Annotated in this window: 14 protein-coding genes; 6 read left to right on the forward strand and 8 right to left on the reverse strand. The window is 56.7% G+C overall.

Translation table 11 applies throughout. The features are described from left to right. Window positions 1–211 precede the first annotated feature (211 nt). Window positions 212–1,237: an aspartate carbamoyltransferase gene (locus JI62_RS00005; RefSeq protein WP_088698196.1), complete on the forward strand. Its 1,026-nt coding sequence runs from the start codon at window positions 212–214 to the stop codon at window positions 1,235–1,237. A 36-nt stretch (window positions 1,238–1,273) separates the two neighbouring features. Here the strand turns inward: JI62_RS00005 and ruvX are convergent, their stop codons facing one another. The 4 genes from ruvX to JI62_RS00025 form a co-directional block, all read right to left on the reverse strand. Next, complete coding sequence (gene ruvX / locus JI62_RS00010; protein ID WP_088698197.1) at window positions 1,274–1,729, reverse strand: Holliday junction resolvase RuvX; 456 nt, start codon at window positions 1,727–1,729, stop codon at window positions 1,274–1,276. Then, window positions 1,729–2,286 (reverse strand): YqgE/AlgH family protein, encoded by a 558-nt coding sequence (locus JI62_RS00015; protein WP_088698198.1) that lies wholly within the window; start codon window positions 2,284–2,286, stop codon window positions 1,729–1,731. Before JI62_RS00015 ends, ruvX begins: the two co-directional genes overlap by 1 nt. A 72-nt stretch (window positions 2,287–2,358) precedes the next feature. Next, a complete protein-coding gene (gene gshB / locus JI62_RS00020) occupies window positions 2,359–3,315 on the reverse strand; it encodes a glutathione synthase (RefSeq protein WP_088698199.1) in 957 nt (318 codons plus the stop codon). A 76-nt stretch (window positions 3,316–3,391) separates the two neighbouring features. Further along, the gene (locus JI62_RS00025; protein WP_088698200.1) at window positions 3,392–4,084 is read right to left on the reverse strand and encodes a CvfB family protein; all 693 of its coding nucleotides are present in this window, start codon (window positions 4,082–4,084) and stop codon (window positions 3,392–3,394) included. A gap of 172 nt (window positions 4,085–4,256) precedes the next feature. Between JI62_RS00025 and JI62_RS00030 the strand changes: the two genes are divergently transcribed. Continuing rightward, window positions 4,257–5,885 (forward strand): sodium:solute symporter, encoded by a 1,629-nt coding sequence (locus tag JI62_RS00030; RefSeq protein WP_088698201.1) that lies wholly within the window; start codon window positions 4,257–4,259, stop codon window positions 5,883–5,885. After that, on the forward strand, window positions 5,878–6,426 hold the full coding sequence (locus JI62_RS00035; protein ID WP_088698202.1) for a hypothetical protein: 549 nt from the start codon (window positions 5,878–5,880) through the stop codon (window positions 6,424–6,426). The genes JI62_RS00030 and JI62_RS00035 overlap by 8 nt, the downstream gene beginning before the upstream one ends. Before the next feature lie 25 nt (window positions 6,427–6,451). Here the strand turns inward: JI62_RS00035 and JI62_RS00040 are convergent, their stop codons facing one another. The 3 genes from JI62_RS00040 to JI62_RS00050 are packed head-to-tail and all read right to left on the reverse strand — an operon-like array spanning window position 6,452 to window position 8,187. Next, window positions 6,452–7,219: a 16S rRNA (uracil(1498)-N(3))-methyltransferase gene (locus tag JI62_RS00040; protein ID WP_088698203.1), complete on the reverse strand. Its 768-nt coding sequence runs from the start codon at window positions 7,217–7,219 to the stop codon at window positions 6,452–6,454. A 3-nt stretch (window positions 7,220–7,222) separates the two neighbouring features. Beyond that, on the reverse strand, window positions 7,223–7,723 hold the full coding sequence (secB, locus tag JI62_RS00045) for a protein-export chaperone SecB (RefSeq protein ID WP_007112152.1): 501 nt from the start codon (window positions 7,721–7,723) through the stop codon (window positions 7,223–7,225). A gap of 41 nt (window positions 7,724–7,764) precedes the next feature. Next, window positions 7,765–8,187, reverse strand: coding sequence for a rhodanese-like domain-containing protein (locus JI62_RS00050; RefSeq protein WP_088698204.1), 423 nt, complete (start codon window positions 8,185–8,187; stop codon window positions 7,765–7,767). Between the two features lie 204 nt (window positions 8,188–8,391). Here JI62_RS00050 and gpmI point away from each other — a divergent pair, with 204 nt between their 5' ends. From gpmI to JI62_RS00065, 3 genes are all read left to right on the forward strand, one after another. Beyond that, complete coding sequence (gene gpmI, locus JI62_RS00055) at window positions 8,392–9,969, forward strand: 2,3-bisphosphoglycerate-independent phosphoglycerate mutase (RefSeq protein WP_088698205.1); 1,578 nt, start codon at window positions 8,392–8,394, stop codon at window positions 9,967–9,969. A 5-nt stretch (window positions 9,970–9,974) separates the two neighbouring features. Next, window positions 9,975–11,111 (forward strand): murein hydrolase activator EnvC family protein, encoded by a 1,137-nt coding sequence (locus JI62_RS00060; RefSeq protein ID WP_088698206.1) that lies wholly within the window; start codon window positions 9,975–9,977, stop codon window positions 11,109–11,111. Between the two features lie 118 nt (window positions 11,112–11,229). Continuing rightward, window positions 11,230–12,546, forward strand: coding sequence for a S41 family peptidase (locus JI62_RS00065; protein ID WP_088698207.1), 1,317 nt, complete (start codon window positions 11,230–11,232; stop codon window positions 12,544–12,546). Window positions 12,547–12,558: 12 nt separating this feature from the next. Here JI62_RS00065 and JI62_RS00070 read toward each other — a convergent pair whose 3' ends face one another. After that, the gene (locus JI62_RS00070) at window positions 12,559–13,806 is read right to left on the reverse strand and encodes a UbiH/UbiF/VisC/COQ6 family ubiquinone biosynthesis hydroxylase (protein ID WP_170938442.1); all 1,248 of its coding nucleotides are present in this window, start codon (window positions 13,804–13,806) and stop codon (window positions 12,559–12,561) included. Between the last annotated feature and the right edge of the window lie 21 nt (window positions 13,807–13,827).

Consider the following 13,827-nt stretch of genomic DNA (forward strand, 5'->3'; position numbering starts at 1 on the left):
AGGCTTTTACACCTTATGCACCGCTGGTAACGCTTGGCGTCCCCGGCAGCGGATGCGTACTTTACGTACTCAAAGCCGGGTTGGCAAGCGGTTTTGTAGAAAAATTACAGATTGTCCGCCATACGTGGATGAAAGCCCTTCGGCACCAGCCTGATTGACGGTTACACTAGCGCTATCTACCGCTCTTTCCACCACTGTGCCGAGGATCGCTATGAGCCACCACTTATTAACTGTCGACTCATTAAACCGCGAAAGCGTAGACCACTTACTGCGTGTGGCTGCGCGCATGGAGCCGATTGCTCAGCGACGCCAGGTAACCCGAGTATTAGAAGGCGCCGTACTCGGTAATCTGTTTTTTGAAGCGAGTACCCGTACGCGAGTAAGCTTCAATGCTGCCTTTTGCCGTTTGGGAGGCAGTGTGTGCGATACCACGGGCTTTACCTTCTCTTCCATGGCGAAGGGTGAATCGCTATACGATACCAGCCGCGTGATGAGTGGCTACTGCGATGCCATTGTCATGCGTCACCCTGATCAAGGTTCGGTGGCGGAGTTTGCCGCGGCGACCAATGTACCGGTGATTAATGGCGGCGACGGCCCTGGGGAGCATCCCAGCCAGGCACTACTCGACCTGTATACGATTGACAAAGAGTTTCAACGCCTGGGTAAATCGCTGCCCGGTGCACACATCTTACTCACCGGCGACTTGAAGTATGGCCGTACCGTACATTCACTGATTAAGCTTTTATCCCTTTATGACCCACTGCGCATTACCCTGGTGTCGCCGCCGGGCCTTGAGATGCCTTCCAAACTGATTGACTTAGTAGCCTCTCGCGGCCACCGCATTGAGCAGCGAGATTCACTCGCTAGTGATTTTGCCGATTTAGATGTGGTGTACACCACGCGGATACAGAAGGAGCGCTTTACCGACGAGATGAATGAGAGCTTTCAGGGGCTCTCTGACGACTTTATGGTTAACCGCGATTTTCTCGATCACCGCTGCAGCCAAAGCACCATTGTGATGCACCCGCTGCCCAGGGATAGCCGCCCCGGCGCCAATGACTTAAACGTCGACCTTAACGGCGCCCCCCGTCTGGCGATTTTCCGTCAAACCGATAACGGTATCCCCGTGCGAATGGCGATTTTCGCGACGCTGCTCAATGTCGATGAACTAATCGAAAAAGAGCTACGCCCCGTACGCTGGTACGTACCCACCCAAACGGGCACGCTGGATCGATAAAGCGCAAAGGTTAAGGAGAGGAATTCAAGACAGGCATTATAGAGAGAGGCGCCCGCCAGGCAGGCCTTCCTGGTGGGCGAACCAGCCTTCAAGAATAAGAATAGCCGCGATGCCATCGACACTGTCCTGACGATAGTTGCCTTTATGCCCCGCCTCGCGAGCGATCATTTTTGCTTCCCGCGTGGTGCCACGCTCGTCTACCATTTCACATGGCTTGCCAAAACGGCCATGTAAACGATTTCCGAACTTGCGAGCGCGGGTGCTCATCTCTGATTCGCTACCATCCATATTCAGTGGTAGCCCCACCACTAACAGATCCGGCTGCCACTCGTTAAGCAACCGCGCCACCATATTCCAGTCGGGGATTCCATCCCGCGCCGTCAGGGGGGGAAGTTCGCGGGCGCTGCGCAGTAGCTCGTTGCCCACCGCCACACCGATACGCCGAGTGCCGTAGTCAAAGGCCAGGATTAAGCGCTGCCTCGCTTCGGCCATCAGGCGTGCCCCGCGTCTCGGGTCATTAGGTTAAGATCAATACCCAGCAAACCTGCCGCCGCGGTTAAGCGTTCAACGGGCGGGGTATTGAAGAGCACGCTGCCCTCGGCTTCTACCGTTAGCCAGCTGTTCTCCTTTAGCTCCTCTTCCAATTGCCCTACTTCCCAGCCCGCGCAACCTAAGCAAACTAAAAAGTGCTCTGGCCCCTCGCCGGCAGCAAAGGCCTGGAGAATATCCAGCGAAGTGGTCAATGCAATGCCATCCTCCACCTGGATACTCGAATCCCACTGCTGGCTATCGCCAACATGCAGAATGAAGCCACGGTCTTTATGCATCGGCCCGCCGTAATAAACCGGCGCATTACGGTGCGGACTTGTTTCACCGCCTAATTCCAGCTGATCAAACAGTGCATCGAGCGTGATCTCTAACGGTCGGTTAGTAATCACCCCCATGCAGCCATTGTTATCGTGATCGCAAAGATAGATAAGACTACCGGCAAAATTAGGATCTTCTAAATGCGGCATGGCCATTAGAAAGTGATGTTTCAAACTTTGCATGCGTCTCCCACTGCCTGCCGGCATCCCGGCAGGCATAGCGTAATAAGTGTCATTATAAGAGTTAAGCCGTGCTTAGGCTAAGCGACGCTCGATAGCATCCAGTAGCGAACCGGCAATATTGGTGCCCCGCTGATCATCAATTTCACGCACGCAGGTAGGGCTGGTGACGTTGATTTCAGTAATATAGTCACCGATGACGTCTAGACCCACGAACATTAGCCCCTTTTCACGAATCATTGGCTGTACCTGCTCAATTAGCCAGTGATCACGATCGGTAAGCTCGCGGCTAACACCCCGCCCACCGGCGGCTAAATTGCCACGAGTCTCGCCCGCCGAGGGTATACGCGCCAACCCAAAGGGAACGGGCTCACCATCGACCAACAAGATACGCGTATCGCCATCCTTAATTTCCGGCAGGTAGCGCTGGGCCATAATTTGCCGCTGGCCGCGCAAGGTAAGCTGCTCAATGACCGCGCCGATATTACGGCCTTCCGGGCCAATATGGAAAATACCGGTGCCGCCCATGCCATCCAGAGGCTTGAAGATGACGTCGCCGTGCTCCGCGTGGAAGGCGCGCAGCACATCATCTCGGCTGGCCACGAGCGTCGGCGCGCAGCACTGTGGAAACTGTTGCGCAAACAGCTTCTCATTACACTGCAACAGCGCTGCCGTGGGGTTAACCACCAGCACACCCTCACGTTCCGCAAAACCTAATAAATGCACGGCATTAGTAAAATCGGCATCGACGGGCGGGTCTTTACGCATCAGCACCACATCCAGCTCAACCAGCGGTCGCGCTGAGGGTTCGCCTAAATCGTACCAGTGGTTCGGATCACGATGCACCGTTAACGGCCGCATACGTGCGTAGGCTTGCCCTGCATTCAAGAAAAGATCCTCCTGCTCCATATAGTGCAGGGTGTAGCCGCGATCCTGGGCGGCCCATAGCATGGCCATGGTGGTGTCTTTCTTGTAAGCGATGTCGCTGATGGGATCCATCACAACGCCGAGCTGCAGATTTGATTGGCTCATCGGGGCACTATCCAAACATGAACAATAGAGGCCCAGTATGCCGCACTGCCCGCTAGGCTCCAACTGCCCTAGCTCACTACTCGCTGAGCGCGCCAGGCACTAAACGAATAGCGTCAGGCTCCAGGGTAATTAACTGCTGCTTATAAAGCCGTCCAATGGCCTGTTTATAGGCGCTTTTACTCACCCCTAAACGGGCCTTAACTTCATGAGCAGGGCTTTTATCCCCCAGCGCCAAATAGCCGCCGCTTTCACGCAATGCCTGCAGTATCTTATCGCCCACCACATCTAAACGAGCAGCACCTGGCGGTAGCAGCGAGATATTTAGGCGACCATCATCACGGCGCTGCTTTACATAGCCCTTGACTGATTGGCCACGGCGCAATGGTTGAGTGACGTCGTCCTGGTAAATAAGGCCCCAGTAGCGGTGATTCACCACCACCTTCATACCCAGATCAGTACGCTCCGCCACCACGACGGCGACTTCGTCACCCTTTTCCATGGCCCAGGCGTCATCGGTCAAAAAACGATCCAGCTTCATCGACGCCACTGGCCGCCCCTGGTCGTCGCTGTACAGCATGACCAACACACGTTTGCCGGGATCAGGGCGAAAGTGCTGCTCGCTAAACGGCAGCAACACATCTTTCGGCTGCCCCCACTGCAAAAACGCGCCGATGTTATTGACGGCCGTGACCGTTAGGTACGCCACTTCTCCCAACTGGGCGGCTGCATCGCTGGCGGATCGGGGGGATGAGTTTGACTCACGCACCATGGGTAACGTCCTTCAAGGAAATAGACCAACATTATGGTGCCTGACACCCACAGGGCAAAGCGAGATAGCATCTTTTAGTGGTTGAAAGCATGCCTGACGCCTGAAAAAGCAAACACTCCACAACCTGCTACTATCAAAAACACTAGACAAAATTAGGCGTAGGGGGGCGAACATGGAAGGGTTCACGCTTTTTGATACGGTCGTTTTGATTGGTTACATCAGCTTAATCGCCTGGATTGGTTCACGCTTCGGTAAAGATCAGCATAACCCTGAGGACTATTTTCTAGGCGGCCGCAAAATCCCTGGCTGGGCCATCGGTCTTTCGGTTATGGCAACCCAAGCCAGCGCGATCACCTTTATCGGGGCGCCGGGCTGGGGCTTCGAAGGTGGTCTTGAACGCTTGGTGACCTTTATCAATGTGCCCCTAGCCATGATTGTATTGATTTTGGTGCTGGTGCCTATTTTTCACCGTGCAGGCATCTACAGTATCTACGAACTGCTGGAGCGTCGTTTCGGCCCAGCGACGCGAACCCTTACCGCCCTGCTGTTTCTAATTGCCCGCGGCCTAGCCACGGGCGTGGTGCTCTATGCGCCAGCCCTCGTGCTTGCCGTAGTAACCGGCTGGAGCGTTAACCTCACCATTATCATTATGGCGGTACTAGCCATCACTTATACCGTGATGGGCGGTATCAGCGCGGTAATTTGGACCGATGTGGTGCAAATGTTCGTACTCTGGCTTGGCGCACTGTTAAGCATCTTCTTTTTAGTCACCAGCCTGCCTGACGGTTGGGGCGATGTCTTCGACTTCGGCGCGGCCAGCGGCATGTTCAACGCCATCGACTTGTCCTTCGACCCCAGCGTAACCTACTCGCTATGGGCCGGGCTGTTCGGTGGCTTTTTCCTCCATGTGGCCTACTTCGGCACCGACCAGAGCCAAATTCAGCGCGTGCTCTCCAGCCCATCAGTGCTTGATGCTCAGCGCTCGCTGCTGATCGGCGGCTACTTGCTGATTCCCCAGATGCTGCTGTTTCTATTTATTGGCGTCATCCTGGCCACCTATTACCAGCAGCATGGGCTAACGCCCCCCGAGGATCTTAATGAGCTGCTACCCCGCTATGTGGTCAGTGCCTTTCCCTCAGGTATGGCCGGGCTGGTAATTGCTGGGGTGTTTGCCGCAGCGATGTCGAGTCTCGACTCGGCGCTCAACTCGCTTTCGGCGGTGACCGTGCGGGATTTTTATAGTCGCTATATCAAACCCAATGCCAGCGATGCTCACTATCTGAAAGCATCACGAATGGCCACCATATTTTGGGGTCTTTATGCCACCCTGTTTGCTTTCTTCGCCGGTAATCTTGGCCCGGTGATAGAGGCGGTCAACCAAATCGGCTCGTGGTTTTACGGGGCGCTACTGGGTACCTTCCTATTGGCTATTTTTAGCCACCGCTCCAACGCACGGGGAGCGATGGCCGGGCTGATTGCCGGCATGCTCTCCGTATGGTGCGTCTCTTCGCTACTCGATATCTCGTGGCTGTATAACAACACGGTCGGTGTAGCAGTTTCGATGAGCGTTGGCTATCTCGTTAGCCTGTCAGCACCTGCACCCAGCCAAGATCAGTTAAGCGATGTGATGATGGCCGAAGCGGCGCCGGATATGCAGGCCGTGCTGGCGGCCAGAGCCGATAATGCCGAGGTGATTGGCAAGGAGGCGCGGTTAACCCGTCGTCGCTGTATCGGCCTATTCGCTTGGTTTTGTCTCATGCTGGGCATGCTAGCGCTGCTGCAGGGGTGGGCAAATGGCTGAGCATCTAATACTTTCCAGGCAGATTGACGAAGAGGCCGCCAAAAAGCGACTACAGCGCCTGGGCGCAACGGCCTGCGAGCCTGCTTGGGTCAGCCTCTGGGCGGCAGCGTTAGGGCTGCCAAATGGCACACCAGGTGCTTGGTTACTCTCCGCACAGAAAATGCGCCGGGCGCTGCTAATAGTGGGTGCTGAACTGCCCGCTCAGACCACTGCCATCGATACTGAGCTTAGAATTGAGAGCGGTCTGCCGCCAACGCCAGAAGCGCTGAACCGACTGTGGCTATGGGAGCGCATGGCGACACCTCGCCATTGGCGAATTCAGGTGCTGGATAGCGCACCAACGTCAATATGGTTGCCCTGCTGGCTGGGCTATGCGCGTGGCCGGCAACACCGCTTGCTGGTAATCAGTGGCCTGTCAGGTGAACCGCTGCCGATGCTTAAACCCATCGTGCTTAAGGGCCTTGAGCAGGCATATCGAAATGGATCGGAATCAGAGACAAAGAGTTCAGGGGTAAACAAACGAAGGGAAAAAGCAGTTTGATAAGGCCTTGGCAGGTAGTAAGTACTTACAAATCGCCAAAGTAGTGCTGCAGCAGCGAAAGTGCCACAACAGGAGCCGTCTCTGTACGCAACACCCGCGGGCCGAGAGTCAGCGGCGTAAAGCCAGCGGTTTGGGCAGCGGCAATATCACTCTCGCTTAAACCGCCTTCAGGGCCGATAAGCAGCGCTACCGACGCCGGGCGGTCTTGGCGATCAAACGCATTGCCGGTCGCTAGATGCAACATCAAGCGCAGCGGCTCCTGACGCGCTTCAAGCCATGTTGATAACGGCATCGGTGAATGCACTTGGGGCACCACCGCACGACCACTCTGCTCGCAAGCGCTAGCAGCCACCGCCTGCCAGTGGGCGAGCTTTTTATCTTCACGGTCGCCCTTTAAGCGAACGTCACCGCGCTCGGTATACAGCGGAGTAATCGCCGCAACGCCCAACTCGACGGCCTTCTGAATGGCGTAATCCATTCGGTCGCCTTTAGAGATGGCCTGGCCTAAATGGACAGACAGCGGCGATTCACCACTGCCCGACCATACCGCTTCGACCCGCGCTAGCGTCTGCTTGCGGCTAACTTCCGCCAAGCGCACCCCCGCCTCAAGACCTTGGCCGTCAAATAGCACCAGCGGCGCGCCTTCACCCATGCGCAATACGCGGGTGATATGGCGCGCCGGGCCGTCAGGCAGTACGACGTCACTGCCTGCTACGAAAGCAGCAGGCACATAGAGTCGTGGCATTTTGCCATGCCGAGCATACCAATCAGCGGCGTGCGTTTCAGACGACATCGCTTAGTGGGTATTCTCTTCTGCTTGCTTGGCTTCGCGCTGCTTACGCTGGGCGTACATCGCTTCGAAGTTAACCGGTGCCAGCATCAGCGGCGGGAAACCGCCACGGTTGACCAAGTTATCCACGCACTCGCGGGCATAGGGGAACAGCAGGTTAGGGCAGAAGGCACCTAGAGTCTGATCCAACTGCGCACCTTCAATACCGGCAATACGGAAAAGGCCTGCCTGCTCCACTTCCGCTAGGAAAGAGGTAGTGCCAGTTTCGTTGTCGTTCACCTGGGCAGTGACTTTGACCACCACTTCATACTGGTCATCAGCAATTTTAGTGCTGGTGGTATTAAGATCCAGGTTCACCTTGGGTTTGAACGCCTGCTTGAACACCGAGGGCGAATTAGGCGCTTCAAAGGAAATATCTTTTACATAAATACGCTGCAGCGAAAATTTGAGCTGCGGTTTTTCGTCCGCCGCGGCGCCTGCCTGCGGGGTGTTGTTATCTTCCGCCATGAGAAAACTCCTGATTGTTGATTAAATAAAGCTAGCGTTGATTACTTTTTAACCACCGGAAGGCCGTCGCCTTGCCACTGCACCATACCGCCTCTCAACTTGTAAGCGCGTTCAAAGCCTGCTTTGGTGAGCTTGGCCTGTGCGGCGCCAGAACTCTGGCCGTGCTTGCATACCACGATGATCGGCTGGGCTTTCACTTTATCCAGTTCGTTCATGCGGCTATCGAGGTTGCTCTGCGGAATGTTGCGCGCCCCCGCGATATGCCCGGCTTTGAAGTCTTTGTTTTCACGGATATCCAGCACCACCGCGTCTTCACGGTTGATAAGCTGAGTGGCCTGCGAGGCGGTCAGTGCATTGGTGGAGGCGCTGCGCGTTTCATAAATAATCCACGCTATCAGCACCAGCAAAAATGCCCCAACTAGCAGGGGGTGGTTCTGTACGAATTCGAACACCTGATCGATCATCGCGAACACAATCTCTTGGTCTATGCAGAAAAAAGCGGCCTAACCGCTGCCAAAACGCGACAAGTATACACGTCAGATAGCTTCCCGCGCAGGCCTAACTCATGACGCCTGGCAGTTGCCTGCGTTATGATGCCCCAAGCGTGCGCCTGTCGCGACCCCGAATTTTCGAGTCGTTCGGCTTGCCAATCTTAACGAGGTTTTTTTATGGATTCTTCTCGCACCCCGCGCCCCGTGGCGCTGATTATTCTCGACGGCTACGGCCACAACCCCGAGAGCGACCATAATGCGGTGGCCGCTGCCCATACGCCGACGATGGATAAACTGTGGGAAAGCCGCCCTCACGCCTTCGTTCATACCGATGGCCTTAACGTGGGGCTACCCGACGGCCAGATGGGCAACTCTGAAGTCGGCCATATGAATATTGGTGCCGGACGTATCGTTTATCAGGATTTCACCCGTATCAGCAAGGCGATTGAAGACGGCGACCTGGATGTTAATGACAACCTCACCCAGCCAATTGACGAAGCTGTCGCCAATGGTCGGCCGGTACACTTAATTGGCCTACTCTCCCCCGGCGGCGTCCACAGCCATGAAGACCACTTTATTGCCATGGCCGAACTTGCGGCACGCCGTGGCGCCCAGCGTATTTTTATTCACGCCTTTCTTGATGGTCGCGACATGCCTCCGCAAAGTGCGCTGGCGTCGATAGAGCGCGCCAATGCTCGCCTGGCCGAGCTGGTGGGCGCTGATAATGGCTTTGTGGCATCAATTATTGGCCGTTTCTACGCCATGGATCGCGACAACCGCTGGGAGCGGGTTGAGCAAGCCTACCGCCTGCTCACCGAGGGCCAAGCGGAGTACTACGCCACCAGCGCTGAAACCGCACTGCGTGACGCCTACCAGCGCGGTGAAAGCGACGAATTCGTATCGGCTAGCAGCATACCGCTCAAAGATGGTTCCAAAGAAAATGCCATCACCCTGCAGGATGGCGATGCAGCGATTTTCCTTAACTTCCGCTCCGACCGCGCCCGGGAGCTGACCCGCGCCTTTGCCGAGCCGGATTTCAACGGCTTCGAGCGCCGGGTATGTCCCAAGCTTGCCGGTAAAGGACTGGTGATGATGACCCAGTACGCCGCTGACATTCCTGCGCCTGCCGCCTTCCCGCCATCAGATCTCAATGACACCCTGGGGGAAGTCGTCGCCAAGCGTGGCATGAAACAGCTGCGTATTGCCGAAACAGAGAAGTACCCCCACGTGACGTTCTTCTTTTCAGGCGGCAATGAAGCCGAGTACGAAGGCGAGGAGCGAATCCTGGTGCCCTCACCGCGAGATGTGCGCACCTATGACGAAAAGCCTGAAATGAGCGCCTTTGAGATTACCGATAAGCTTGTCGACGCCATCGATGGCGGCAGCTTTGATCTGATCGTTTGCAACTACGCCAACGGTGACATGGTCGGCCACACCGGAGATTTCGACGCCGCGGTAAAAGCCATTGAGACCGTCGATACCTGCGTGGGTCGTGTCGTTGAAGCCATCGAGCGTGCAGGCGGCGCCTGCTTAATTACCGCCGACCACGGTAATGCCGAACAGATGGTTCATCCCGAAACCGGTGCACCGCAAACCGCCCACACTACCTTTGTGGTACCGCTTATCTATGTCGGCGAACGTGCGGCCTCGCTTGAAGAGGGCAAGCTATGCGACCTGGCCCCCACGCTGTTGACCATGATGGATCAACAGCAACCCGAGGCGATGACGGGTAAACCATTGATTCATTTCAAGTAGTGCCCATGCGGCCATATGTAGCAATAACGCTCCTCCTGGCGCTAAGTTATGCGCCAGCAGGTTTCTCTCAGCAAGATGAAGGGGCGGCGCGCCAGCAGTTGGATGCGATTGGCCAAGAGATCGAGTCCGCTGCCCAGCGTCTGCGTGCGACTGGCGCGGCCCGGGACAGCGCCGAACGCGAGCTTAAGGAAGTTGAAACCCAACTGGCCGAAACCCATCAGCGATTAGACGCACTACAAGCTGAGCGTCGCCAGTTGAATGATGAAACTACCCAGCTGCGCCAGCATCGCGACCGGCTGGAGAGCGAGCGCGCCGATCAGTACGCAGCGTTGGGCCAGCAGCTCTCAGCACTTTACCGCCTTGGCCCAACGCCGCAGCTCAAACTGCTGCTTAACCAGGGCGACCCTGCCGAGCTTGATCGCATGCAGGCGTATATGAACCGGCTGACCGACGCACGCAACCGCCGCTTAAATACAATCGCCCGGCTAGATACAGCGCTCGCCGATACCCAGAAGGAGCTCAGCGAGCGACAAGCCCGCCTGGATACGTTGGCCGATGAGTTAGAAGAGCAGAGCGCGCTGCTAGCTCAGCGCACTACCGAGCGACGCGGCGTTGTTTCCAACCTGGACGACCGCTACGGCAGTGAAGAGGAGCGGTTGGCCGACCTCAACCAGAGCCGCGAAGAAGCCGAACGCATGCTGCGCAATATCCAGGCGGAAATGGCAAGACTTGCCGAACCCACGCCCACTACGCATATTGTCAGTACTCAAGGCGACTTACCTTGGCCGGTACAGGGATCAATCAGCAGTAATTTCCATCATCGCGACGGTGTGCACTATAACGGTATAGTGATTCAGGCCAGCGCAGGCACGCCAGTCACCGCTGTACACACTGGCCGCGTGGTATTCGCCGACTGGATGCGAGGATTTGGCAACTTGCTGATTATTGATCACGGTGACCAGATCATGACGCTGCATGCCCACCTGCAGCAGTTCAGCGTCAGGCCAGGACAGCAGGTCAGTCGCGGCGATGAAATTGGACGTGTCGGCGATAGCGGCGGCCAAACCCGTGCGGCGCTCTACTTCGAAGTTCGCCGCGGCGGCGAACCAATTAATCCTCAGCGTTGGATTGCGCGCCGTTGACGGGATAAGCTGCACTACTATGCATGATTAATGTCTCAGCGTTTATTGTTATTACAAACTTATGTTCCAACTAACGGGTGACGCACACTGACGCCACCTATCGCCCTGCGGAGTCTGCATGACGCTATCTGTTACCGGGGTATCAGCCCCCGCCAAGCGCTTCTTGGCTACCCTGCTGCCGATTGCTTTACTGTCGGCCCCGCTACCGCTGCTCGCCCAACCAGCCGGCAGCGGTGCGGCGGGTGAGCCTCCCTACGACCAGCTCCCCCTGGAAGATATTCAAACCTTCGCCGAAGTGTTTGAGCGTATTAAGCGTGCCTATGTTGAGGAGGTCGATGACAGCACGCTGCTACGTAACGCTATGCGCGGCATGCTGAGCGAGCTAGACCCCCACTCCGCCTACTTGGATGAGGGGGAGTACCAAAGCCTGCGTGAGTCGACTCAGGGCGAATTTGGCGGCATCGGTATCGAGGTAGGCACCGAGAATGGTCAGCTCATGGTGATTACGCCTATCGATGACACTCCCGCCTCCCGCGCCGGGTTGCTTTCACGCGATATTATCGTCGCCATTGACGGCACCCCCACCGACAGCATGTCACTACAAGAAGCGGTGACCCTGATGCGCGGCGAGCCGGGTACCGATCTACGTATTAGCGTGCTGCGTTCAGGCGAAGATTCACCGCGAGAATTTACCTTGACCCGCGAGGTTATTCGCAGCGAAAGCGTTAAACATGAGCTGCTCGAGCCCGGTTACGGCTACTTGCGCGTCAGCCAATTCCAATCGCGCACACCAGAGCAGGCCCGGGAGGCGCTTGAGCGCATGAGCAGCGAACAACCTCTAGAAGGGTTGGTACTCGATTTACGTAATAACCCAGGCGGTGTTTTGCAGGCCGCGGTAGGGATCGCCGACCTGTTCCTGGATGAAGGCTTGATTGTGTATACCGAGGGGCGCCTCTCGGATACTGAGATGTCGTTCTCAGCCTCACCCAACACGCCCGCGGCCGATGTTCCACTGGTAGTGCTGATCAACGGCGGCAGTGCGTCAGCGGCGGAAATTGTCGCTGGCGCGCTCCAGGATCAGCGGCGCGGCGTGATTATGGGTACCGATAGTTTTGGTAAGGGGTCGGTGCAGCAGATTATGCCAATAGGCAATGGCGAAGGGCTCAAACTCACCACCGCGCTCTACTACACCCCCAACGGGCGCTCCATTCAGGCCCAAGGCATTGAGCCCGACGTAGATGTAGTGCGCGGCCGTTTGGAAGTGGCCGAGAGCCGGCGTGAAATTCGCGAGGCCGACCTTGAAGGGCACCTAAGCTCGCAGCAGGCGCCACGAGATCGTCAGGAAATGGCTGAGCGGCTACTCAATGATTACCAGCTCAGCGAGGCGCTTAATCTGCTTAAAGCGCTCAACGTCGTTGATCGACAGCGACGGTAACGACAACCTGCTTTAGCAACAACTGAGAGGCAGGCGGCCGCGCTCTCCGGTCGCCTGCCGCATCAATACCCGCTTTAATGGCACCAACTGATTCATTCCGCTCATCCCCAGGTTGCGCGCCAGGGTAAGCGCTGGGTCATGGCTGCCAAACAGCACTTTAAACCCCTTCATTAGCCCCAGCATGGCACTGTTATCAAAGCGCCGACGACGCTCATAGCGCCGCAAGGTGCTTAACTCTCCCCAAGGCGCGCCGCGCTGCCAGGCATGCACCACTTCTTCCGCCAGCACCGCCGCATCCATTAGCCCTAAATTAACCCCCTGGCCCGCCAGCGGATGGATACTGTGGGCAGCATCCCCGACCAATGCGAAATGCGGCTGCACATAGTGGCGGGCATGGCGCTGTACCAAAGGGAAACGATGGGCCTTATCGCAGACCGTGACCTCACCTAGGCGGTGGCCAAAGGCTTTACCCAGTGCCTCCCCAAGGGCTTCACGGGGCAATTCACTAAGCACAGCGGCATGCTCAGGCGTGGTCGACCATACGATGGAGCAGTAATGATCACTACCCTCCACGGTTAAAGGCAGAAATGCCAAAGGGCGGCCATCGATAAATGCTTGCCGCGCTATGCCGCCATGGGGTTTCGCACACTGCACTGTCGTTACCACAGCCTCCTGCTGCATATCGTCACTGGCCACATCAATACCCGCCATTTCCCGCAGCACCGAGCGGGCGCCATCAGCAGCCACTATTAATGGCGAATGGAGTTGACGGCCATCATCCAGTACCAGCCTGCTGCCACTGCTACGTTGCAGTGCCTGCAGGCGAACGCCAAAATAGGGGGTGACGTTGGGATCACCAATCACGTGGTTATTCAGTGCGGCCAGCGTGACCGTATTCTCAACAATATGTCCGAGCACTGCCACTCCCGCCTCATCCGCGGAAAAAGCGATCTCACCACTCCCTTCGGCATCCCATACGTGCATACCTTTATAAGGCGTGACCCGCGTTTTTTGCATGGCAGGCCAGGCGCCTAGATGCGTTAGCAAACGCTGGGAGACTGGCGTCAGCGCGCTTACCCGTGGGTTGGGCAGCTTTCTCACAGCACTTTCAAGGGTAAGCGGCGCTGGCTGAACCTCCACCAGTGCCACCCGCATACCCGCTTGAGCTAGCAGAGCGCATAGCGCGGTGCCAACCATACCGCCGCCGACAATGACCGCCTCAAAACTTTCCACCGACGGTGTCGCTGATGATGAGCTCATATCTATTGCGTTCCTGTTGTT

This window comes from Halomonas campaniensis, from assembly GCF_002211105.1.
GTDB lineage: Bacteria > Pseudomonadota > Gammaproteobacteria > Pseudomonadales > Halomonadaceae > Vreelandella > Vreelandella campaniensis_A.

What these genes read in the sequence shown, in the direction of transcription:
- JI62_RS00070 (WP_170938442.1), bottom strand. Translation starts at nt 13,806, where the DNA reads ATGAGCTCATCATCAGCGACACCGTCGGTGGAAAGTTTTGAGGCGGTC.
- JI62_RS00035 (WP_088698202.1), top strand. Translation starts at nt 5,878, where the DNA reads ATGGCTGAGCATCTAATACTTTCCAGGCAGATTGACGAAGAGGCCGCC.
- JI62_RS00060 (WP_088698206.1), top strand. Translation starts at nt 9,975, where the DNA reads ATGCGGCCATATGTAGCAATAACGCTCCTCCTGGCGCTAAGTTATGCG.
- JI62_RS00005 (WP_088698196.1), top strand. Translation starts at nt 212, where the DNA reads ATGAGCCACCACTTATTAACTGTCGACTCATTAAACCGCGAAAGCGTA.
- gpmI (WP_088698205.1), top strand. Translation starts at nt 8,392, where the DNA reads ATGGATTCTTCTCGCACCCCGCGCCCCGTGGCGCTGATTATTCTCGAC.
- JI62_RS00040 (WP_088698203.1), bottom strand. Translation starts at nt 7,219, where the DNA reads ATGTCGTCTGAAACGCACGCCGCTGATTGGTATGCTCGGCATGGCAAA.
- JI62_RS00065 (WP_088698207.1), top strand. Translation starts at nt 11,230, where the DNA reads ATGACGCTATCTGTTACCGGGGTATCAGCCCCCGCCAAGCGCTTCTTG.
- gshB (WP_088698199.1), bottom strand. Translation starts at nt 3,315, where the DNA reads ATGAGCCAATCAAATCTGCAGCTCGGCGTTGTGATGGATCCCATCAGC.
- secB (WP_007112152.1), bottom strand. Translation starts at nt 7,723, where the DNA reads ATGGCGGAAGATAACAACACCCCGCAGGCAGGCGCCGCGGCGGACGAA.
- ruvX (WP_088698197.1), bottom strand. Translation starts at nt 1,729, where the DNA reads ATGGCCGAAGCGAGGCAGCGCTTAATCCTGGCCTTTGACTACGGCACT.
- JI62_RS00015 (WP_088698198.1), bottom strand. Translation starts at nt 2,286, where the DNA reads ATGCAAAGTTTGAAACATCACTTTCTAATGGCCATGCCGCATTTAGAA.
- JI62_RS00025 (WP_088698200.1), bottom strand. Translation starts at nt 4,084, where the DNA reads ATGGTGCGTGAGTCAAACTCATCCCCCCGATCCGCCAGCGATGCAGCC.
- JI62_RS00030 (WP_088698201.1), top strand. Translation starts at nt 4,257, where the DNA reads ATGGAAGGGTTCACGCTTTTTGATACGGTCGTTTTGATTGGTTACATC.
- JI62_RS00050 (WP_088698204.1), bottom strand. Translation starts at nt 8,187, where the DNA reads ATGATCGATCAGGTGTTCGAATTCGTACAGAACCACCCCCTGCTAGTT.